General features: G+C 49.9%; 18 protein-coding genes and 1 riboswitch. Of the genes, 9 read left to right on the forward strand and 9 right to left on the reverse strand.

Going from position 1 to position 19,270, the window contains the following annotated elements:
• Positions 1–123: 123 nt before the first annotated feature.
• Complete coding sequence (locus B0F88_RS00415; RefSeq protein ID WP_104422270.1) at positions 124–2,193, reverse strand: site-specific DNA-methyltransferase; 2,070 nt, start codon at positions 2,191–2,193, stop codon at positions 124–126.
• A gap of 441 nt (positions 2,194–2,634) precedes the next feature.
• Here B0F88_RS00415 and B0F88_RS00420 point away from each other — a divergent pair, with 441 nt between their 5' ends.
• Positions 2,635–2,925, forward strand: a complete 291-nt coding sequence (locus tag B0F88_RS00420; protein WP_104421973.1) for a DUF5710 domain-containing protein — start codon at positions 2,635–2,637, stop codon at positions 2,923–2,925.
• 370 nt (positions 2,926–3,295) lie between these two features.
• Here the strand turns inward: B0F88_RS00420 and B0F88_RS00425 are convergent, their stop codons facing one another.
• Positions 3,296–4,378, reverse strand: a complete 1,083-nt coding sequence (locus tag B0F88_RS00425) for an efflux RND transporter periplasmic adaptor subunit (protein ID WP_258076511.1) — start codon at positions 4,376–4,378, stop codon at positions 3,296–3,298.
• A gap of 100 nt (positions 4,379–4,478) precedes the next feature.
• Here B0F88_RS00425 and gcvH point away from each other — a divergent pair, with 100 nt between their 5' ends.
• The 4 genes from gcvH (at position 4,479) to mazG (ending at position 7,322) form a co-directional block, all read left to right on the forward strand.
• On the forward strand, positions 4,479–4,862 hold the full coding sequence (gene gcvH / locus B0F88_RS00430; protein WP_104421974.1) for a glycine cleavage system protein GcvH: 384 nt from the start codon (positions 4,479–4,481) through the stop codon (positions 4,860–4,862).
• A gap of 82 nt (positions 4,863–4,944) precedes the next feature.
• Positions 4,945–5,304, forward strand: a complete 360-nt coding sequence (locus B0F88_RS00435; RefSeq protein WP_104421975.1) for a diacylglycerol kinase — start codon at positions 4,945–4,947, stop codon at positions 5,302–5,304.
• A 61-nt stretch (positions 5,305–5,365) separates the two neighbouring features.
• Positions 5,366–6,298, forward strand: coding sequence for a carbohydrate kinase family protein (locus tag B0F88_RS00440; protein WP_104421976.1), 933 nt, complete (start codon positions 5,366–5,368; stop codon positions 6,296–6,298).
• Positions 6,299–6,515: 217 nt separating this feature from the next.
• Positions 6,516–7,322, forward strand: a complete 807-nt coding sequence (mazG, locus tag B0F88_RS00445) for a nucleoside triphosphate pyrophosphohydrolase (RefSeq protein WP_104421977.1) — start codon at positions 6,516–6,518, stop codon at positions 7,320–7,322.
• Positions 7,323–7,350: 28 nt separating this feature from the next.
• On the opposite strand, the gene B0F88_RS00450 is transcribed toward mazG, so the two are convergent.
• From B0F88_RS00450 to thiC, 3 genes are all read right to left on the reverse strand, one after another.
• Positions 7,351–10,476 carry a nitrate- and nitrite sensing domain-containing protein gene (locus B0F88_RS00450; RefSeq protein ID WP_258076512.1) on the reverse strand — a complete coding sequence of 1,042 codons (3,126 nt, stop codon included), beginning with the start codon at positions 10,474–10,476 and terminating at the stop codon, positions 7,351–7,353.
• A gap of 166 nt (positions 10,477–10,642) precedes the next feature.
• The gene (locus B0F88_RS00455; protein WP_104421978.1) at positions 10,643–11,086 is read right to left on the reverse strand and encodes a universal stress protein; all 444 of its coding nucleotides are present in this window, start codon (positions 11,084–11,086) and stop codon (positions 10,643–10,645) included.
• Positions 11,087–11,215: 129 nt separating this feature from the next.
• Positions 11,216–13,096 (reverse strand): phosphomethylpyrimidine synthase ThiC, encoded by a 1,881-nt coding sequence (gene thiC, locus B0F88_RS00460; protein ID WP_104422273.1) that lies wholly within the window; start codon positions 13,094–13,096, stop codon positions 11,216–11,218.
• Between the two features lie 29 nt (positions 13,097–13,125).
• Positions 13,126–13,243, reverse strand: a riboswitch (TPP riboswitch).
• Between the two features lie 325 nt (positions 13,244–13,568).
• On the opposite strand from thiC, the gene minC reads away from it, so the two are divergent.
• Genes minC through B0F88_RS00480 form a run of 4 tightly spaced genes read left to right on the forward strand, consistent with a single transcriptional unit; the run spans position 13,569 to position 15,610 of the window.
• The gene (minC, locus tag B0F88_RS00465; protein WP_104421979.1) at positions 13,569–14,291 is read left to right on the forward strand and encodes a septum site-determining protein MinC; all 723 of its coding nucleotides are present in this window, start codon (positions 13,569–13,571) and stop codon (positions 14,289–14,291) included.
• Between the two features lie 27 nt (positions 14,292–14,318).
• Positions 14,319–15,128, forward strand: a complete 810-nt coding sequence (gene minD / locus B0F88_RS00470; protein ID WP_104421980.1) for a septum site-determining protein MinD — start codon at positions 14,319–14,321, stop codon at positions 15,126–15,128.
• Positions 15,128–15,394, forward strand: a complete 267-nt coding sequence (minE, locus tag B0F88_RS00475; protein WP_104421981.1) for a cell division topological specificity factor MinE — start codon at positions 15,128–15,130, stop codon at positions 15,392–15,394. Before minD ends, minE begins: the two co-directional genes overlap by 1 nt.
• An 18-nt stretch (positions 15,395–15,412) precedes the next feature.
• A complete protein-coding gene (locus B0F88_RS00480) occupies positions 15,413–15,610 on the forward strand; it encodes a winged helix-turn-helix domain-containing protein (RefSeq protein ID WP_104421982.1) in 198 nt (65 codons plus the stop codon).
• Between the two features lie 181 nt (positions 15,611–15,791).
• On the opposite strand, the gene rapZ is transcribed toward B0F88_RS00480, so the two are convergent.
• The 4 genes from rapZ to lptB all read right to left on the reverse strand — a co-directional run bounded on the left by rapZ (position 15,792) and on the right by lptB (position 19,267).
• Entirely contained in the window at positions 15,792–16,649 is an 858-nt protein-coding gene (rapZ, locus tag B0F88_RS00485; protein WP_104421983.1) for an RNase adapter RapZ, read from the reverse strand.
• Between the two features lie 80 nt (positions 16,650–16,729).
• The gene (hpf, locus tag B0F88_RS00490; protein ID WP_104421984.1) at positions 16,730–17,020 is read right to left on the reverse strand and encodes a ribosome hibernation-promoting factor, HPF/YfiA family; all 291 of its coding nucleotides are present in this window, start codon (positions 17,018–17,020) and stop codon (positions 16,730–16,732) included.
• A 48-nt stretch (positions 17,021–17,068) separates the two neighbouring features.
• A complete protein-coding gene (locus B0F88_RS00495) occupies positions 17,069–18,514 on the reverse strand; it encodes an RNA polymerase factor sigma-54 (RefSeq protein ID WP_104421985.1) in 1,446 nt (481 codons plus the stop codon).
• A 27-nt stretch (positions 18,515–18,541) separates the two neighbouring features.
• A complete protein-coding gene (lptB, locus tag B0F88_RS00500; RefSeq protein WP_104421986.1) occupies positions 18,542–19,267 on the reverse strand; it encodes an LPS export ABC transporter ATP-binding protein in 726 nt (241 codons plus the stop codon).
• Positions 19,268–19,270 lie beyond the last annotated feature (3 nt).

Raw genomic sequence — 19,270 nt, forward strand, 5'->3', positions numbered from 1 at the left:
ATCATTGTTCTAAGGAAGCGCTGAACATATTGATTCCATTCATGGTTCGACAAGCTCACCACGAACGGAATCAATATGTTACCGTTCATCCTGAGCCTGTCGAAGGATTTAATCAGCGCTTCCCTAAAGAACTTTCATTTCAGTAGTCGGCGAAATGAGCTTGAAGATTTGTTCGATGTTGATCTTCACGCTGTCGCCGGCAAAACCTGAGTCTTGAAATACCACACGCAACGGATGACGGGCGGCGAGTTCCTTGACGAAGGCCTCGTTAATGTCGGCATCGAAACAGGCGGCCAGCGCGTTGCCGTCGACAAACCACACGGTCTTACCGGCGATAGTTTCCTGAGCGATAGGCCGCGTCAAATCCACGCCCCAGTCCAGCAGCACCTGGAACAATAAATCTTCGGCGCTACGGTCTTCTCGGATATTGTCGACATGGTCGATCAGGTCGCTTTGCTGCACCGCGTCGGGCGTGTAGTAAACGTCCTTCATGTTGGAACTGTCGATTTTCAGCACGCGGAAGCCGATGTCGAGGTTGTCTATGCCTTCCTTGCCTACGTTGTCCTGCCTGATTTTTTGCCCGGCGCGGCGGATGCGTTCTTTGCTTATCTCGGCAATATTTCTCGGTTTATCGATGTCATCACAAAATTTCGCAGCTATCTTTTGATCCTTTTTATCAACATCAACTGCCTCGGGAATTTGAACCAAAACATAATGCCGCCTTCCGCCGTCGGACAGATTTGCTTCGAAAACAGCGTGTGCAGTGCTGGCACTGCCAGCAAAAAAATCCATGACAACTGCGTTAGAATCGTCTGCGGTTACATAGCTAATCAGCTTTGCCAGTTCAAAATGATCTTTGGGGTTGTTAAATGCTTTTGCACCCAGAAGCCCGCGAAGAAACTTTACCGCAACTTGAGACTGCTTATAAAAATAAGTCCCTCTAACCTGTGTTGCCAACTGTTCATCTTCGGACTCCTCCGTTTCGTTCATATCGACTTCGGCAGCTATCTCAGCAGGAATCGGGCGGATATGGGCCTTGCGAAACGGTGGTTGTGAGTGGTCATCTCTGAATTCCACTAAGCCCAGCTTAATTTGCTGCTTCATTGTTGACTCTTCAAAACGCCAACCGCTTTCGGGAACCTTGCAAGGCAAACCTGTCCTCGGATGTAGCACATCGTATCTAGGGCCGCCACCACCGGGCCAGGAAATATCCCGGTCACGCCAAGGACCGTTTTCGTCTATGCGCTTATAACGACTCCATTTTTTTGAGGGATGATTTTTAGAAAGCGCGGAAAACCATGCTTGAAGATCGGCTTCGATAAGCGAATCGTTTGAGCCATGAAGATTACGCAAAGAAAGATATTCAGCCCAGATTTCCTTGGCTCCCGGTTTTTCCTCTCGCCAGATGACATTTCTGTTACGCAACTCATCAAGCGACTTTGCAAAAATCAAAATGTACTCATGCCCAACAGAAACCAGTTTCGCATCATTCTTTCTGCCTTTTTCCCAAATCATTGAGGCAATAAAATTAGCTTCTCCAAAAACCTCATCACACAGCCGCTTGAGATTCGCCTGCTCATTGTCATCAATTGAAATAAAAATAACCCCGTTGTCCCGCAACAGGTTCCGCGCCAGCTTCAAACGCGGGTACATCATGCTCAGCCAGTCGGAATGGAAGCGGCCATTGGTCTCGGTGTTGGCGACCATGCGCTGCCCGGCTTCGTCTTTCTGGTTGGAGCGCTGGAAATAACTGGCGGTGTCCTCGCTAAAATCGTCGTCGTAGATGAATTCCTTGCCGGTGTTGTACGGCGGGTCGATGTAAATCATCTTGACCTTGCCCAGATAGGTTTCCTGCAACAGTTTCAGCGCATCGAGGTTGTCGCCTTCGATAAACAGGTTTTGCGTGCTGTCGAAATCGACGCTTTCTTCGCGGTAAGGGCGCAAGGTCTTGGCGATCGGCGCGTTGGCGGTCAATAAGGCCTCGCGCTTGCCCGGCCAGTTGAGCTGGTAACGCTCTTGCGGCCCTTCAACCACCGATGTGGAAAGCTCTTGCCGCAGTTGGTCGAAGTCGATAGCTTGCTTCAGCGTTCCGTCGGCCTCGCGGGTCTCGGTCACGCAATTGGGGAACAGCTCGGCCAGTTTGGCGATGTTCTGCTGGGTAAAATCGGGGCTGTGCAGCTTGAGTTTTTCCATGTTTTTTAGCTTAAGTTTGTTTTTGTGGGTAAGGCTTGGCCACGGCGCACCGCTACGCTGCTCCTGCATAATCCACCGGGGAACATGCATAAATTAATTTAAGTAATCACCATGAAGCGCATGAAGGACATGAAGACTTAAATCCTTCATGTACTTCATGGTTTAAAAATAAAATTTGCTCAAGTTATTTCATGCACGATCCAGGGATATATTGCAGGAGCAAATATCTGTTCATCCTAAAAAATCAGTTGGAATGCGTGAAATCCGTTCGTGCTTCGACAAGGCTCTCCTGAGCGCAGTCGAAGGGCTCGGCACGAACGGCTTTCACACGGTCCAACTCCGGTTTTAGGGTTATCCGATTTAATTATCCAGTCCTGCCGCGTCGGCAATGATTTATAATACCGCAATTCACCCCGTCTAGCCCGCCCCCTCTATTGCAAAATGGCAGAATCGAAAACTTATCTGAATGTACCTTTCGCCCAAAAGGATGAGGCTAAAGCGCTCGGCGCAAGGTGGGACGCAGTCCAGAAGAAATGGTTTGTCCCGGCGGATAAGGACGTTGCGCTGTTTGCCAGATGGCAAGCTGAATCCGGCGCTGTCGAATCGCCGAGAGCGAAGACTTCATCGTCCCATATCAGTTCTTCATCCAAGAAGTCCGCCTCCGGCGTCAAAACCCATGCGACGGTTAAAGATTTTGTCGCCTATGACGGCGATGCGCCGCCTTGGGATTAATGTTTGCCTCTGCAACAGCCGCCATTCTTAAGATGGGAATACGGGCTTTGCCTGTCCGCAAGCAAAGCTTGCACTCCATTTCTCCGCCCCGCCTTAAGTAAGTTAGGATCGTGCCTAAATTAATTTAGGCAATTACCATGAAGAGCATGAAGGACATGAAGACTTAAACCTTTCATGCCGCTTCATGTCCTTCATGGTTAAAAAATGAAAAATAAAACTTGCTCAAGTTATTTCATGCACGTTCCTTAGGTGTTGTAGGAGCGGGCCATGCCCGCGATGAAGCTGCCGCAATTCCGAAATATCGCGGGCGCGGCCCGCTCCTACGCCCCCTAATAGAGCCGTGTCGCTGCTATCCCGTCCCGCCGCCCGGCTAATTATCCTCATTCGGGATTTGCCCCCTGAATTCCTCCGACAACAGCATTTGCCCACCGGTGACAACCAGCTGCTCGCCTGGATTAATGCCGCTGCCGACAAAATACCCGCCGGTCGTTGCCGAATACCGGTCTATCGTGCGGCGGCTGAATTGTTCTTCGGCGGTTTTGATGTAAACGAAAGCCTGATCCAGATACCAGATTAAAGCGGATTTCGGGATCACTACACCCGAATGGCTTTCGCCTTGTTCCGGTATCCAGGCCGTAACGCGCATGCCGGTCCTGATATGGTTATCGCCAGGGATGGCGTGTATGCCGCAAGACTGCCCGGAGCAGTCGCGGCGGCCGTCGGTCTGAAAAAAGTAGCTTTCGCCTTGCACGGTCGTGTCTGTTTGCGGGGCCGCTGAAATCAGTTCGGCTTTACCGGCCGTACTGCGGTTGCCCGACGCATCGACATAAATGTCCTGAATGTCGCCGGACAGCTGCTTAGTAGCGGGCAAGGTGATTTGCAGCAAGGTTTTCCGCCCGGACAAAAAAGCGCCCAGCTTGTCGGAATCGGTCGCCAAAGCCCATTCAGTCAGTTTTTCGCCCCAGCTGAGCCGGGCCTGATCGAGAATAGCCTTGCCTTGGACGCCGCTTGCATCAACCAGGGCTTTGTCGATTTGCCACTGCGCCTGCTGGACTTGCAGGTTCCGTTTTGATGTCGCGCCGTCATCATACAAATCTTGCTGACGCTTGATGTTCTGCTCGGCCTGTTTAAACTTCGCCGCAGCGCTGCCGCGCTCGGTTAATGCGACCAGATAGCGGTGCCGTAAATCGACCAACGCTTGTATGTTGACCGCTTTGCCGTAAGCCGGGAATTCAGGCCGATAGCTGGCGGCCGTCAGCGTTATCGTCTGCAAGCCGGATAACGCCTGGGCTTTGGCGGCCAGAAAAACGGTTCCCGGCCCTGCGGATTGCGACAATTTGGCAACCGGCTTATCGTCATCATCGGCGGCAACCGGGGCAATGCTGAGTATAAAAATACAGGCTATAAAAAGAGCATTCATGTGGACAGTAAAGGGATAGACAGATGCGTTCATGTTATAAGATTTCCATTCTTAAATGCATTTTTTTGTTGTTTTTAAAAAATTGCACGTTATCCTTAAAAAATAAAGTAACTATCACTATCGAGAGATTATCATGAGCGACCTACCGGATAACTTAAAGTACGCAAAAACCCACGAATGGGCGCAGGTGGAAGGCGATAACATCGTTCGTGTCGGCATTACCGATTTTGCGCAGGAAGAATTAGGCGATTTGGTTTTTATTGAGCTGCCGGAACTGGGCCGCAAGGTTGCAGCGCAAGAACAGTGCGCCGTGGTCGAATCGGTTAAAACCGCATCCGATTTGTTCAGCCCGGTTGCCGGCGAAGTGGTCGCGGTCAACGACGCCTTGGTGGACGCCCCCGAGCAGGTCAACGATGACGCTTACGGAACCTGGCTGTTTTGTATCAAGGCGGACGACCTGAGCGAACTGGACGCGTTAATGGATGCGGATGCCTACCAGCAAATGATTGAGCAATAATTTTGTTTTACCTGGTTTGTAACGAAACTGACACACAGCTGTGTAATATTTGTTTTTTTCAATTACAGATAATCAACAAATAATGGCAAATCAAAATGCAAAAGGCTTTAAACGCCTGATTAACGCGTGTTTCTTCTCTGTTGCCGGCTTTAAGGCAACCTGGACGCATGAAGAGGCATTCAGACAGGAAGTCATCCTGTTTGTGCTAACGACCCCCCTGGCGATATGGCTCGGAGAAACTCCGATTGAAAAACTGCTGCTGATCGGCAGCATCGTTTTAGTCATGCTGGTCGAGTTGTTAAATACAGCCGTAGAGGCCGTAGTCGATAGAGTGGGTTTCGAGCATCACGAATTATCGGGCCGCGCCAAGGATATTGGCTCCGCCGCTGTCATGATGTCGCTGGCCTGGGCCGCGGTAACCTGGGCATTAATTTTACTTTAGCCGCGACTGCTCCGGCAGCCTTACGGCATACACACCATCCCTGAAGATAAAGAGGAACGCAATGAGCGCATTAATATGTGGGTCTATGGCTTACGACACCATCATGGTTTTTCATGATAAATTTAAAAACCATATTCTGCCGGAAAAAATCCATATCCTGAACGTATCATTCCTGGTGCCGGTTATGCGCCGCGAATACGGCGGTTGCGCGGGCAATATTGCCTACAATATGAAACTGTTGGGCGAAGAGCCGTTAATCATGGCCACAGTCGGCCATGATTTTGAACCGTATGCCCAATGGATGGCGCAAAACCAGTTGTCGAGCGAATTTATCAAGATCCTGGATGACAGCTATACCGGCCAAGCCTATATCACCACCGATGAAGAAGCCAACCAGATTACCGCATTCCATCCCGGCGCAATGAATTCTTCGCACCTGAATTCAGTGCCGACCGACGGAAAGATCAGCATAGGCATCGTATCGCCCGACGGCAAGGAAGGCATGCAACTGCATGCCGAGCAGTTCGCAGAACTGGATATCCCGTTTATTTTCGATCCGGGCCAGGGCATGCCGATGTTTAACAAGGAAGAGCTGCTCAAGCTTATCGATCAGGCGACCTGGGTGACATTGAACGATTATGAATCCGAACTGATGCTGGAGCGCACCGGCTTGTCGTTCGAACAACTGGCCGAACGGGTTGAGGCGCTGATTATTACGTTGGGCGGTAAAGGCTCCCAGATTTACACTCACGGCGAGTGCATCAACATTCCCCCTGCAAAGCCCAAAGCGATACTTGACCCGACGGGTTGCGGCGATTCCTATCGTGCCGGCATTTTATACGGCCTGATGAATGACTTGGGTTGGGAAACCACCGGCAGGGTCGCCTCATTGCTGGGCGCGATTAAAATCGAAAATAACGGCACCCAGAATCATTCATTCGACATGGACGGCTTCAAGCAACGCTACCGCGAGAATTTCGGGTCTTCGTTTTAATCGTTAATTACTTATCTGCAAAAAGCATTAATCACCACGAACGACTGCACGGACAGATATTTGCTCCTGCAATATCTGCATTTCCCACATCCCTGTGGGTCATGCAGGAGGTAGAGCAACGCAGGAGCAGTTGCCGAGGCACGAAGAACACGAAGTTTATTTCTTCGTGTTCTTCGTGCCTTCGTGGTGAATCTAAAACAGTTATACCGAGCTATTCATGCTAAAACACACCCAAAATCTCTTAGACATCATGTCGCGGCTACGCCACCCGGAACAAGGCTGTGCGTGGGATGTCAAACAGGATTTCACCAGCCTGATTCCTTACCTGATTGAAGAAGCCTACGAAGTCGCCGATGCGATTGAACGCAACGACCTGGACGATTTGCGCTCGGAATTGGGCGACCTGCTGCTGCAAGTGGTGTTCCATTCCCAGATCGCCGAGGAACAAGGGTTGTTCAATTTTGAACAGGTCTCGGCCGGCATTTGCGACAAGCTGATCCGCCGCCATCCGCATGTTTTTTCCGACGCCGTTTTCACCACGGATGAAGAGCGGCACCAAGCCTGGGAACAGGCAAAAGCCGACGAACGCCGGGAAAAAAGCAAAAACGAGGAACGGGAAAGCGTGTTGTCGGGCGTGGCCCGCAATCTTCCGGCATTGATCGAGTGCGAGAAAATACAGGATCGCGCCGCAAATCACGGCTTTGACTGGCCGGACGTGTTGCCGGTTTTCGATAAAGTGCTGGAAGAGCTGGATGAGGTTAAAGAAGCCTGGCAATCCGGGAATCAGGCGCATATTCAGGAGGAAATCGGCGATTTGCTGCTGGTTGCGGTTAATCTGGCCCGGCATTTAAACGTCAATGCCGAAGTCGCGCTGAAGGAAAGCACCCAAAAATTCTCCAGACGCTTCCAACACATAGAGCAACAGCTTGAAACGTCCGGCCTGAACCTGAAAGACTGCGAACTGGCCGAATTGGATGTTTTGTGGAATCAGGCAAAACAGGCTTTAAATAAAAAGGGCGGCTAAACAATCGCCCTTTGTCGGCGCTACCGCATTAAAATTCTTCCCACTCATCGGCACTTGCTATCGTTGCTTGAGATTTTGGCTTGGCGACAGCACTTACCGGAGAGTTGAAATCTTTTTTCAAGCGCATAATTGCAACCCCGACAGCCGTTGACGCGGAAACGAAAGCGGATCCATTACCCAGCATTGTTTCCGCCTCTCTGAATTTTTTTGCATTGATCATATTCGCTATTCTTCCCGCCTCGATATGAAAGGCGGCATGCTTGGACACACAATCGGCATAACTCGGCTTATGGGCGAGGTGATGCTTGACGTCGTGATGCAACCATTTACCGAAATCACAACAATCATCTCTTGAAATGATTGTCGCATCCATTTCTTCGCGTTTTGATATGGCGGCGCGAAGCTTTACCTTCCACTCAGAATGTTTCTCAAGCGCCTTGTCCAGGTCTATGCCGATATTATCTGATGCGGGCGTATTTTGATAAGACTCTTTCTCGACAGGAGCGCTTTTTATGCCGGTCTGATTGACTGTACGTGCCGGCTCGGTATTGGCAAATCCAATGAAACCACGCGAATTACCGTCCAATTTAAAGTGCGACACGGTAACCGCAAGTTGTTGCGTTTGTTCCTCCAGCGATTCCGCTGCGGCGGCCGCCTGCTCTACCAATGCGGCGTTTTGCTGAGTCACGTCGTCCATTTGGCCGATGGCCTGATTGACCTGCTCGATACCGGAAGTCTGTTCCATCGAGGCGGCGCTGATCTCGGACATAATGACCGTCACGCCGCGAATCGCACTGACGATTTCTTCCATGGTTAAACCGGCCTGGGCGACCAGCTTGGTGCCGTCTTCAACCTTTTCCACCGAATCGCCGATCAGGCCTTTGATTTCCGCCGCGGCTGCCGCGGCGCGTTGCGCAAGATTGCGCACCTCGACGGCCACAACCGCAAAGCCCCGGCCTTGTTCGCCGGCGCGGGCCGCTTCCACCGCGGCGTTCAGTGCGAGTATATTGGTCTGGAATGCAATGCTGTCTATCACCGAAATGATGTCCACTACCCTGCGCGAAGACTCGTTAATATCTTCCATCGTCGATACAACCTGGCCAACCACCTTGACGCCCTGCCCGGCAATATCTGTTGCGCCGACGGCAAGCCGGTTGGCATGCTTCGCATTCTGGCTGTTGGCCTGCACGGTGGAGGTCAGCTCTTCCATGCTGGCGGCGGTTTGTTCCAGGCTGGCGGCCTGCTCTTCGGTACGGTGCGACAGGTCATTGTTGCCTGCGGCGATTTCTTTTGCCGCGGTATTGATCGTTTCGGATGCTTCCTTGATTTGCCCGACAATCTCTTTCAGTTTTTCAACCGTGGAGTTGGAGTCGTCTTTAAGTTGACCGAAAGTTCCCGAATAATTATTGGTGATGGTTTGTGTCAGGTCGCCTCGGGACAATGCGCCCAGTACGCGCACGACTTCATTCAGGCCGGTAGAGCTGACTTCCATCAGTTCATTAACGCCCTCGGCTAATTCCAGGAAGAAACCTTCTTTATCCCCTTCGTCAATGCGCTGGTTGAAATCGCCTAACACCGCCCCACTGACCACTTTGGCGATTTCCTGTTCGATAGCCACTTCCGCGGTACGGTCTTGCCATTCCACGACCGTACCGATTCGCCGTCCTTGTTCGTTACTGATGGGATTGGTTATCAAATTAAAAGTACGTCTCCCAATGATAATCTCGCTGTTAAAAGTCGAGGTTAACGCGCCAAGCAACTTTTTCTGGTGTGCCGGATTCTTATGAAAAGAATCCATGTTCGCCCCCAATAACTTACCGGAATCAAACTTAGGCAGGACCATACGAATATCGGACTCGGCGTGTTGCATCATAGTAAGCACGGCCGGATTCAAATAGATAATATTGCCTTCGTTGTCAGCCACCATCACATTAGAGGTCATTCCATCCAAGGCGATTTTAAGGCGCAAGGCTTCGTTATGCTCACGGTGCTCTTTCGTTATACGGGACAGCAATTGTTGCTGCATGCTATCCATGGAACGGAATAACTCGCCCAGCTCATCCTTTTGCGAAAGGTCGATACTGGAACTCAAATCGCCGCTTGCAATAGCGCCGGCCACCTGCCGAAGCGCATTAATCGAGCGCAAAATCTCTCGGCTGATAAAAAATGTCAATGCGACAGTCGCCAAGACAGACAGCACGGTTAGCGCGATGAAGAATACCGCCGTCCGTTCAGCCTCGCTCTTGAATTTGCTTGCCGCATCGAGCAAATCGCCGGAAAGCCTGTCTTCGACTTCCTTGATCAGGTCAATCTTTTCGGTCACCGTTTTAAACCAGTACAGCGGATCGATACCGAAGCCATTGCTTTTGTCCATCGCGATTTTCTCCATTCTCGCGACTTCGTCAACCGCAGGCCCGGAAACTTTGGCCTTATAAAATGCTTTTTGACTGTCCAGCGCGTAGGCGAAAAACAGATCGGTGTAAACATCCTGGGCGGAAAAGTTTTTCAAAAATCGGCTATGGGCGTCGGGCGTAAACTGGTCCGAACCAAACGTAGCAACCAGTAGCGCGCGCTCCATGCCGGTGCGCTCCTTGGCTTTGAGTAAACTTGAATACGAGGAAGCCAAACGGGAAATTTCGCTATGACTGCTGAGCGTGGAGACCTGCGCGGAAATATCGAGCAGGGAAGCAATGGTCTTGGTGTAATAAGCGCTCGATTGCGCCACTTCCAGGCCCAGGGCGCTGATGCCGCCGCGTTTGGCGGCCAGCTCCGCCAAATTGGCGGTAGCGGAGTCTAGCAGCGTTTTCAGTCCGTCACTGTAAATGCCGGCATCAAAACGGTTAAGTCTTGTCTGAAGTGTCTCAATAGCTTTATCGGTTCTTGTGCGTTGCGCAGGCAATTCGGCGGAAAACTTAGCCCCGTTGCTGCTGATGAACGAGGCGCTCATGCCGCGCTCTTTCTGCATTTCATGTACCAGTGCGCCAATTTTGACCGAGACATCGACCAGCGATTCGAGTTGGACCATTTCTTTCGATACCGCCAGCCGCTCAACAACTCCCGACCCGGAAAAATAAAGCAGGGCAAGAGCCGGGATGGCCGCCATCAGCATTAATCTTGACTTTAAACTCGACGTGAACGTGATATTGCTTGCCATATTAGATCCCTTGAATAATATTTTTGAAGTTTTCCTGCTCATTCACAGACAGACGCCGGGGGCTGCTGCGGGTAGGGTAGGGCTCTTGCATGCGTTGGAGCAACGCAGTCCCACGTGGCTGATTCCGTGCGATCCAGCTCCTGTAAAAAATTATAGCATCTAAAAACTAATCATCCTGCAATCGAATCGCCATCACGTCGCAACGGGCGTAATGCAGCACGCTATTTGCCGTTGCCCCCAACAATAACGATAAGCCATGCCGCCCATGAGAGCCGACAACGATTAAATCAACCTGTTCCTGCTCGGCAAGCCGGACAATTTCCTGTTTGGGCGCGCCCCAGACCAGCCAACGGTTAGCCTGAGTCACTCCAAGCCCATCGCTGATTTGCACCAACTTGGCTTTCTCCGCCTCCAGCAACCCGTAACCTGAATCCTCAGTCAACGAAATGACGGTTCCATAGCCGGTGTCCGGCATCGGAATATTATCCAGCACATGAATAAGGCTCAATTTGGCTTGGTATTTTCCGGCCAAATCCTTCGCCCTGCGGGCAACCATGTCGCCATGTTCGGAAAAATCGACAGCCAATAAAATATGTTGATAAGCGCCCATTATTTTCGCCTTGCTTCCGGTGGTTATTGGTTTTAGATAAATGATTGGTGGAGCGGGAACAGCGGTGCGCCGAACGGGGACATATCAAGAAAAAAGCCCTTCCCCGCCAACGGGAAGGGCTTCAAGCCGTTAAACTTTATGATAAATATCGGCGCCTTCTTCAAGGAACTGCTTGGATTTCTCATCCATGCCTTTCAACAAAGCTTCCTCTTCTTTGAGGCCTTTTTCCGCAGCATAGTCGCGCACATCTTGGCTGATTTTCATCGAGCAAAAATGCGGGCCGCACATCGAGCAAAAATGCGCGACTTTGGCCGACTCTTTAGGCAAGGTTTCGTCATGGAATTCGCGGGCTTTTTCGGGATCCAGGCCGATATTGAACTGGTCTTCCCAGCGGAACTCGAAGCGCGCCTTGGACATCGCGTTGTCGCGCGCCTGCGCGCCTGGATGCCCTTTCGCCAAGTCGGCCGCATGGGCGGCGATTTTGTAAGTCACGATGCCTTCGCGCACATCCTGTTTGTTCGGCAGACCTAAGTGCTCTTTTTGGGTCACGTAACACAGCATCGCGCAACCGTACCAGCCGATGTTGGCCGCGCCAATCGCCGAGGTGATATGGTCGTAACCGGGCGCGATGTCGGTGGTCAGCGGGCCCAAGGTATAGAAAGGCGCTTCGCCGCATTCTTCCAACTGCTTGTCCATATTGACCTTGATCATGTGCAACGGCACGTGGCCCGGACCTTCGATCATGGTTTGCACGTCGTGCTTCCAGGCGATTTTGGTCAGTTCGCCCAGCGTTTCCAGTTCGCCGAATTGCGCGGCGTCGTTGGCGTCATAGATCGAACCCGGACGCAGGCCGTCGCCTAATGAAAAAGCCACGTCATAGGCTTTCATGATTTCGCAGATTTCTTCAAAGTGCGTGTACAAAAAGCTTTCGGTGTGATGCGCCAGACACCATTTCGCCATGATCGAACCGCCGCGCGACACGATGCCGGTCATGCGTTTTGCGGTGAGCGGCACGTGATGCAAACGCACCCCGGCATGAATCGTAAAGTAATCCACGCCCTGCTCGGCTTGCTCGATCAAGGTGTCGCGGAAGATTTCCCAAGTCAAGTCTTCGGCTTTGCCGTTGACTTTTTCCAGCGCCTGATAAATCGGCACGGTGCCGATAGGTACCGGTGAGTTGCGCAAAATCCACTCGCGGGTTTCATGGATGTTTTTGCCGGTGGACAGATCCATGATGGTGTCGCCGCCCCAACGGATGCCCCAGAGCATCTTTTCGACTTCTTCCTCGATGGACGAAGTCACCGCCGAGTTGCCCAAATTGCCGTTGATTTTAACCAGGAAGTTACGGCCGATAATCATCGGCTCCAGCTCGGGATGGTTGATGTTGCACGGAATAATCGCCCGGCCCCTGGCCACTTCGTCACGGACAAACTCGGGGGTAATCACGTCGGGAATGGATGCGCCGAACGAATCGCCGGGATGCTGGTCTTTCCACAATTCGCGCATTTCTTCCATCTTCTGGTTTTCGCGAATCGCGATGAATTCCATCTCCGGCGTGATGATGCCCTGTCTTGCATAGTGCATCTGCGATACGTTTTTTCCGGCTTTGGCTTTGCGCGGCTTACGGATATGCTCAAATCGCAGCTCGGCGGTAGCGGGATCTTCAAGGCGCTGACGGCCGAACTCGGAGCTGGGGCCGGGCAATTCTTCGGTATCGTTACGCTCTTCTATCCAGGCTGAACGGATAGCGCGGAGACCTTTTTTCAAATCGACTTCAACATTGGGATCGGTATAGACGCCCGAAGTATCGTAAACATAAAGCGGCGGATTTTTTTCCGCGCCTTTTTCCGCGCCGAAATGCAGCGGGGTATCGGATAGGGTAATTTTGCGCATAGGAACTTGTATGTCGGGACGGCTGCCTTGAACATATACTTTTTCCGATGCGGGGTAGGAATCAATTTTTACGCTACTGGATGCAGTAGACGTAATTTCTTTAAGGACGGCGCTCATGTTTATCTCCAACAACAAAACAACAAGGCGCAGGTAAGCCTGGGCTTTCCTACGCCGGCATTAACCGGGGTCAGGTTCAAAGGGTTTTTCTCAGCCTCCCTTTTCCATGCACCGCATGAAAACAGACAAGCACCCCTAGCCTTTACGGATGTGGCGTTAAGTTAAAGGATAATGCCGCAGATTGCAAGCTTGAACCCTATTCGCCCTACAACAAACACCTTATAAAACAAATGGTTTTAACAAGTAATGCTATTTATAACGGCCTATTTACAGCTGACGCCGCCCTCTCTACCGCTATGAGGATAAAATAGCCGATCATTAAGAATCTCCTTGCTCGAAAGACTCTTCTGCGAACGTTTATCTCCAAAGCCCCGCCCCATACCAAAAAACGAGCTTATCGGCACTGTAAAAATGATTTTTTTTATCAGCAATGTTAGAATCAGCATAATTCCTGATTAACCAGATATAACGGATGTCAACAGACTCTCAACAGAACGCTCATCGCTCGCCGGTACTGGAATTTAAAAGCAGCACTTTTTCTGTACCTGTGCTGGTTTTAGCCAGCAATGATGTCGCTACTATCGAGCAACAGTTACAGGAAAAAATCCATCTGGCGCCAGAATTCTTCAAAAATTCACCGCTGGTATTTGACCTGCTGGACCTGAATAAACAAGAGCTCGACGTTGATGTTACAGAGCTCACCCGCATCACTCGCAAACTCGGCTTATTGCCGATAGGGATACGCGGCGGCACTGCTCAACAAAATCAACAGGCACTGGAAATTGGCATCCCCATACATTCGGGACATAACGTTGCAGCGGCTTCCGAGCCGCAGCAGCGGCAAACTCCAGAGCCTGAACCTCAAGCCGTTGCAACCACCACACTGATCACCCAGCCTGTCCGTTCCGGCCAACGCATTTATGCCGAAGGCGATTTGGTCATTTTAGCCCAGGTCAGCGCCGGCGCTGAAATCCTGGCCGAAGGCAATATTCATGTGTACGGCTCGCTAAGAGGCCGCGCGTTGGCAGGCGTGCAAGGCGACACCGAAGCGCGGATTTTCTGTTCCGATTTGCAGGCCGAGCTTATTTCGATCGCCGGAAATTACAAGATCAGCGAAGATTTGAATAGCGCCGTTCTTAACCAGCCCGTTCAAATCTATTTACAAAACCATACTTTAGTTATTAAAGATATTTAATCTATATCGCTCTTTGGAGGAAAATTTGTGGCACGAATTATAGTCGTAACATCGGGTAAAGGCGGCGTTGGTAAAACAACCACAAGCGCAGCCATTGCCATGGGGCTTGCAAAGAAAGGTCACAAAACAGTCGTCATTGATTTTGACGTGGGTTTGCGCAACCTGGATTTAATCATGGGTTGCGAGCGCCGCGTTGTTTATGATTTTGTCAATGTCATCAACGGTGAGGCAAGCCTTAACCAGGCGTTGATACGCGACAAAAACTGCAACCAGCTTTACATTCTGCCTGCCTCGCAAACTCGGGATAAAGACGCCCTGAGCCAGGAAGGCGTAGGTAAGATCCTAGACGAACTGAAAAAAGACTTTAAATACATTGTCTGCGACTCCCCGGCCGGTATTGAAAAAGGCGCCCATTTGGCCATGTATTTTGCCGACGACGCGTTCATCGTCACCAACCCTGAAGTCTCTTCGGTACGGGACTCTGATCGTATGCTAGGCATCTTATCCAGCAAGTCTCGCCGGGCCGAACAAAACGAAGAGCCTATTAAAGAATATCTGCTGCTAACCCGTTATTCGCCTGAGAGAGTCAGATTAGGCGAGATGCTCAGCGTCGACGATGTGCAGGAAATTTTATCGCTGCACTTGCTAGGCGTTATCCCTGAATCGAAGTCCGTGTTGAATGCATCCAACTCCGGCACCCCCGTTATTCTTGACGAAAAAAGCGATGCAGGCCAAGCCTATGCGGATGTGATCGCGCGCTATTTGGGCGAAGACCGGCCGCATAGATTCATTGACGAGAAGAAAGGCCTGTTCGGGAAGCTTTTCGGGAGCAAATAATGAGTTTACTGGATTATTTTAGAACATCTAAAGCCAGCTCGGCATCCCTCGCCAAGGAAAGGCTGCAAATTCTGGTTGCGCACGAGCGCAGCTCCAGAAACCAACCCTCTTATCTTCCTCAATTGCAAAAAGAATTGCTGGAAGTTATTCGAAAATACGTTAATGTAGAGCAAGACGCAATATCCGTTAACTTTGAGCAAAATGACACTCAGGAAACGCTGGAATTAAACATCGTGCTGCCTGAGCATCAATCCAAAACTTCTTAACACTAAAAGGTAATCACTATGTCCAATACAATCGGCGATGCAGCAGGAATAGTCTGGAACTATCTGGATAAAAACGGGCCATCCAGTGTCAATAAAGTTACCACCGAAACCGGCATCAATAAAAATGACGTTCAACGCGCCATAGGCTGGCTGTGCAAGGAAGACAAGCTATCCATTGAAATGATAGGGCGTGCTGAAACGCTGTCATTGAAATAAGATTAATTTAAGCAATCGCCATGAAGGACATGAAGACTTAAATCCTTCATGCCCTTCATGCGCTTCATGCGCTTCATGGTTTAAAAATAAAATTTGCTCACGTTATTTCATGCACGATCCTAAGCAAAAACATCTCAGCACACAGCCCTGGAAAGAAATGGAGCACGCCGAATAGTCCAACTTATTGCAATTCCCGATGTCGGACAATGACGTTTAAAAAAGGGCCTTTGAACTGTTTGGCAAGCGCATCGACCAGATAAACCGAACGATGCTGGCCGCCGGTACAGCCTATCGCCACTGTCAAATAACTGCGCCCTTCCGCCTCAAATCGGGGAATCCATCGCTCCAGAAACCCGGTAACATCCTTAAAAAGCTCGGCAACCCATTTCTGTTTATCAAGAAAATCCATTACCGGCTGATCTTTTCCTGTTAACCCCCGCAACTCAGGAATCCAATAAGGATTCGGCAAGCTGCGTGCGTCAAACACAAAGTCGGCATCCAATGGAACGCCATGTTTAAAACCGAATGATTGAAACTGCAAGGAAATATGCCTGACGTCTCTTTCGCCAATCCGGTCCCGGATAAGTTCACGCAACTGGTGATAATGGGTCCGACTGGTATCAATGACCACGCTGGCGTGTCTGGCAACCGGCGTAAGCATTTCCTTTTCAATTTTTAACGCTTCTCTTAACGGCACATTTGAATCCGTCAGCGGATGCCGTCGCCGGGTTTCGCTATAGCGTTTCAACAAGGTAGACTCTTCAGCCTGCATAAAGATGATTTCGCAATCAATCTGTTTATTGCGTATTAGCGCCAGGCTTTCGGAAAAATTGACCAGGCTTTCGCTCTGATTCCTGGCATCAATGCCTATGGCCGTTTTTGCATAGGTAAGCTTATCGACCAGCATGACGTGGTTGATAAAGTCTTCCAGCAAGGTGACAGGCAGATTATCGATGCAGTAATAACCGCAATCCTCCAGCGTATCCAAGGCGATACTTTTGCCTGAACCGGAAAGGCCGCTGACGATTAATAGTTTCATAAGAAAACCAGGCTAAGGGCAAAAGACAAAAGGCCCAAAAATATTTTTACCTTTCGCCTTTCGTCTTTCGCCTGCTTTATTTATCTATGCTGCGAGGTTTTTTCTTTATGCTTGATAATCTGACGATCCAGCTTATCAACCATGTTGTCGATAGCGGCGTACATATCTTCCTGATGATCTTCGGCAAACAATTTAGCGCCACTCAATTGCAATGTCGCCTCTGCCTTTTGAACTAACTTTTCCACGCTTAAAATGACGTGTACATCGGTAACATTATCAAAATGACGTGCTAATTTCTCAAATTTTGAGTCGATGTGCGCTTTTAAAGCGTCGGTTACTTCAAGATGATGTCCTGTTACGATGACTTGCATGAGATAAACTCCTTTAATGGTGAATGATTGGTTTGGTGTCAGTTGGCGCTATAAAATACGCTTACGCTGACTTGATGAGGAAATGAGCATCGCTTCGCGATACTTGGCAATTGTCCTTCTAGCAACATTGATGCCCTTTTCTTTTAATAGCTCGGCTATTTTACTATCACTTAACGGTTTTGCCAGATTTTCATTGCTGATGAGCTCTTTAATAAACGCCCTGATGGCCGTAGATGAGCACTCCCCTCCACCTTCCGTTGAAACATGACTGGAGAAAAAATACTTGAATTCGACAATACCGTTAGGGGTATGCATGTATTTTTGCGTTGTCACCCTGGATATGGTCGACTCGTGCAATTCCAGTTCTTCGGCAATATCCCTGAGCACCATGGATTTCATTGCAATAGAGCCATGTTCAAGAAACCCGGTCTGCTTTTCCACGATGCACCGGGCAACACGCAATAAGGTATCGTTACGGCTCTGGAGACTTTTGATAAACCATCTGGCTTCCTGCAAATGGTCTTTCATGCAGGCATTATCCTTGCTGTTGTCGGCTCTTTTTATCATGCCCGAATAAAAAGGGTTGATGCGTAATTTAGGCGCTATATCAGGATTCAGATTGACTTCCCATTTATCGTTTTTCTTAACCACATAAACATCGGGGATAACATATTCTGAATCCGACTCCTGTATCTGCGCCCCCGGCTTAGGATCGAGGGTTCTGATTAACGCCACCACCTCGCCAAGTTGCCGTTCCGTCACACCCAATTTACGCATCAGTTTTGACTGCTCGTGCGTAGCCAATAGGTCCAAGTACCGGGTAACAAGCGTCAACGCTTCCTCTTTATAAGGCGTAGTCTCCGGCAACTGCTGTATCTGTAATCTCAAGCAATCTTTCAAATCAATGGCTGCAACGCCTGCCGGATCGAAATTCTGCACCCTGTGCAATACCGCGTTAACCTCATCGAAATCCAGGTCGTCCAATTGGCTCTGCAAGCCTTGAAAGATTTCTTCGGGACTGCTGATCAGATAGCCGTCTTCATTGATCGAATCAATAATAGCCATCGCAATGGCGTGATCGCGCTCTGAAAACGAGGTGAGTTCCACTTGCCATAACAAATGGTCCAACAAGGTTGAGGATTTACTGCGTTGCGTTTCAAACTCGACGGTATCGGCGGAATTGCCGCCCGACTCCATCGCGTATTCATAAACATCATCCCAGGAAGAATCAATGGGCAACTCATCCGGTATATCCGTTTGCGAACCTTGACTGGTCAGCAAATCAGCATTGTCAATTTTTTTCTCGGGCGCTATTTCGAGGTCCTGAACGGTGTTTTCTTCCTCATTAACTTCCAGCATCATATTAGACTCGAGGGCCTGCTGGATTTCCTGCTGCAACTCTAATGTCGACATCTGCAGCAATTTGATCGCCTGCTGCAATTGCGGCGTCATAGACAGCTGTTGACCCAGTCGAAGGTGTAAGGATTGTTTCATTTAAGAATGACGGTTCAAAATTTAAGGTTAAAGACTAAAATTATTGCCTAAATAAACTTTACGCACTTCCTCATTGGCAACGATAGCTTCGGCCGCACCTTCTGCGATCACCCTACCGTTGTTAAGTATATACGCCCGATCGCAAATACTTAATGTTTCCCTGACATTATGTTCAGTAATCAACACGCCGATGTTGCGGTCTTTCAAATGTTCGATGATTTTTCTTATATCGTCCACCGATATAGGATCAACACCGGCAAAAGGCTCGTCCAGCAAGATAAATTGCGGGTTAGTCGCCAACGCCCTGGCGATTTCGACGCGCCGCCGTTCGCCGCCCGACAAACCCAAAGCGGTTTGATCCCGCAAATGAAGGATATGAAACTCCTGCAACAATTCCTCAATCAATAACTCCGCCTGTCCTTCGGTTAAGTCGGAACGAATTTGCAAGACTGCGCGTAAATTATCCGCCACACTCAATTTCCGAAAAACCGACGGTTCCTGAGGCAAATAACCTATACCCAATTGCGCCCTCAAATGCATCGGATGATGGGTAATAACTTGCGAATCCAGGGTAATCTCGCCTTCATCGGCTTTAATCAGGCCTACCATCATATAAAAACTGGTGGTTTTACCGGCTCCGTTAGGACCCAGCAAGCCGACGACTTCACCGGTATCAACATGCAATGAAACACCGTTAACCACATTGCGTTTATTGTAGTTTTTAATCAGCTGTTTTGCGGCTAGTCTGGTCATCTT

The organism is Methylobacter tundripaludum (genome assembly GCF_002934365.1).
Taxonomy (GTDB): Bacteria; Pseudomonadota; Gammaproteobacteria; order Methylococcales; family Methylomonadaceae; genus Methylobacter_A; species Methylobacter_A tundripaludum_A.

What these genes read in the sequence shown, in the direction of transcription:
- B0F88_RS00450 (WP_258076512.1), bottom strand. Translation starts at nt 10,476, where the DNA reads ATGGCAAGCAATATCACGTTCACGTCGAGTTTAAAGTCAAGATTAATG.
- minE (WP_104421981.1), top strand. Translation starts at nt 15,128, where the DNA reads ATGAGTTTACTGGATTATTTTAGAACATCTAAAGCCAGCTCGGCATCC.
- rapZ (WP_104421983.1), bottom strand. Translation starts at nt 16,649, where the DNA reads ATGAAACTATTAATCGTCAGCGGCCTTTCCGGTTCAGGCAAAAGTATC.
- B0F88_RS00425 (WP_258076511.1), bottom strand. Translation starts at nt 4,378, where the DNA reads ATGAACGCATCTGTCTATCCCTTTACTGTCCACATGAATGCTCTTTTT.
- B0F88_RS00420 (WP_104421973.1), top strand. Translation starts at nt 2,635, where the DNA reads ATGGCAGAATCGAAAACTTATCTGAATGTACCTTTCGCCCAAAAGGAT.
- gcvH (WP_104421974.1), top strand. Translation starts at nt 4,479, where the DNA reads ATGAGCGACCTACCGGATAACTTAAAGTACGCAAAAACCCACGAATGG.
- B0F88_RS00480 (WP_104421982.1), top strand. Translation starts at nt 15,413, where the DNA reads ATGTCCAATACAATCGGCGATGCAGCAGGAATAGTCTGGAACTATCTG.
- thiC (WP_104422273.1), bottom strand. Translation starts at nt 13,096, where the DNA reads ATGAGCGCCGTCCTTAAAGAAATTACGTCTACTGCATCCAGTAGCGTA.
- lptB (WP_104421986.1), bottom strand. Translation starts at nt 19,267, where the DNA reads ATGACCAGACTAGCCGCAAAACAGCTGATTAAAAACTACAATAAACGC.
- hpf (WP_104421984.1), bottom strand. Translation starts at nt 17,020, where the DNA reads ATGCAAGTCATCGTAACAGGACATCATCTTGAAGTAACCGACGCTTTA.
- B0F88_RS00440 (WP_104421976.1), top strand. Translation starts at nt 5,366, where the DNA reads ATGAGCGCATTAATATGTGGGTCTATGGCTTACGACACCATCATGGTT.
- B0F88_RS00415 (WP_104422270.1), bottom strand. Translation starts at nt 2,193, where the DNA reads ATGGAAAAACTCAAGCTGCACAGCCCCGATTTTACCCAGCAGAACATC.
- B0F88_RS00495 (WP_104421985.1), bottom strand. Translation starts at nt 18,514, where the DNA reads ATGAAACAATCCTTACACCTTCGACTGGGTCAACAGCTGTCTATGACG.
- minC (WP_104421979.1), top strand. Translation starts at nt 13,569, where the DNA reads ATGTCAACAGACTCTCAACAGAACGCTCATCGCTCGCCGGTACTGGAA.
- mazG (WP_104421977.1), top strand. Translation starts at nt 6,516, where the DNA reads ATGCTAAAACACACCCAAAATCTCTTAGACATCATGTCGCGGCTACGC.
- B0F88_RS00455 (WP_104421978.1), bottom strand. Translation starts at nt 11,086, where the DNA reads ATGGGCGCTTATCAACATATTTTATTGGCTGTCGATTTTTCCGAACAT.
- B0F88_RS00435 (WP_104421975.1), top strand. Translation starts at nt 4,945, where the DNA reads ATGGCAAATCAAAATGCAAAAGGCTTTAAACGCCTGATTAACGCGTGT.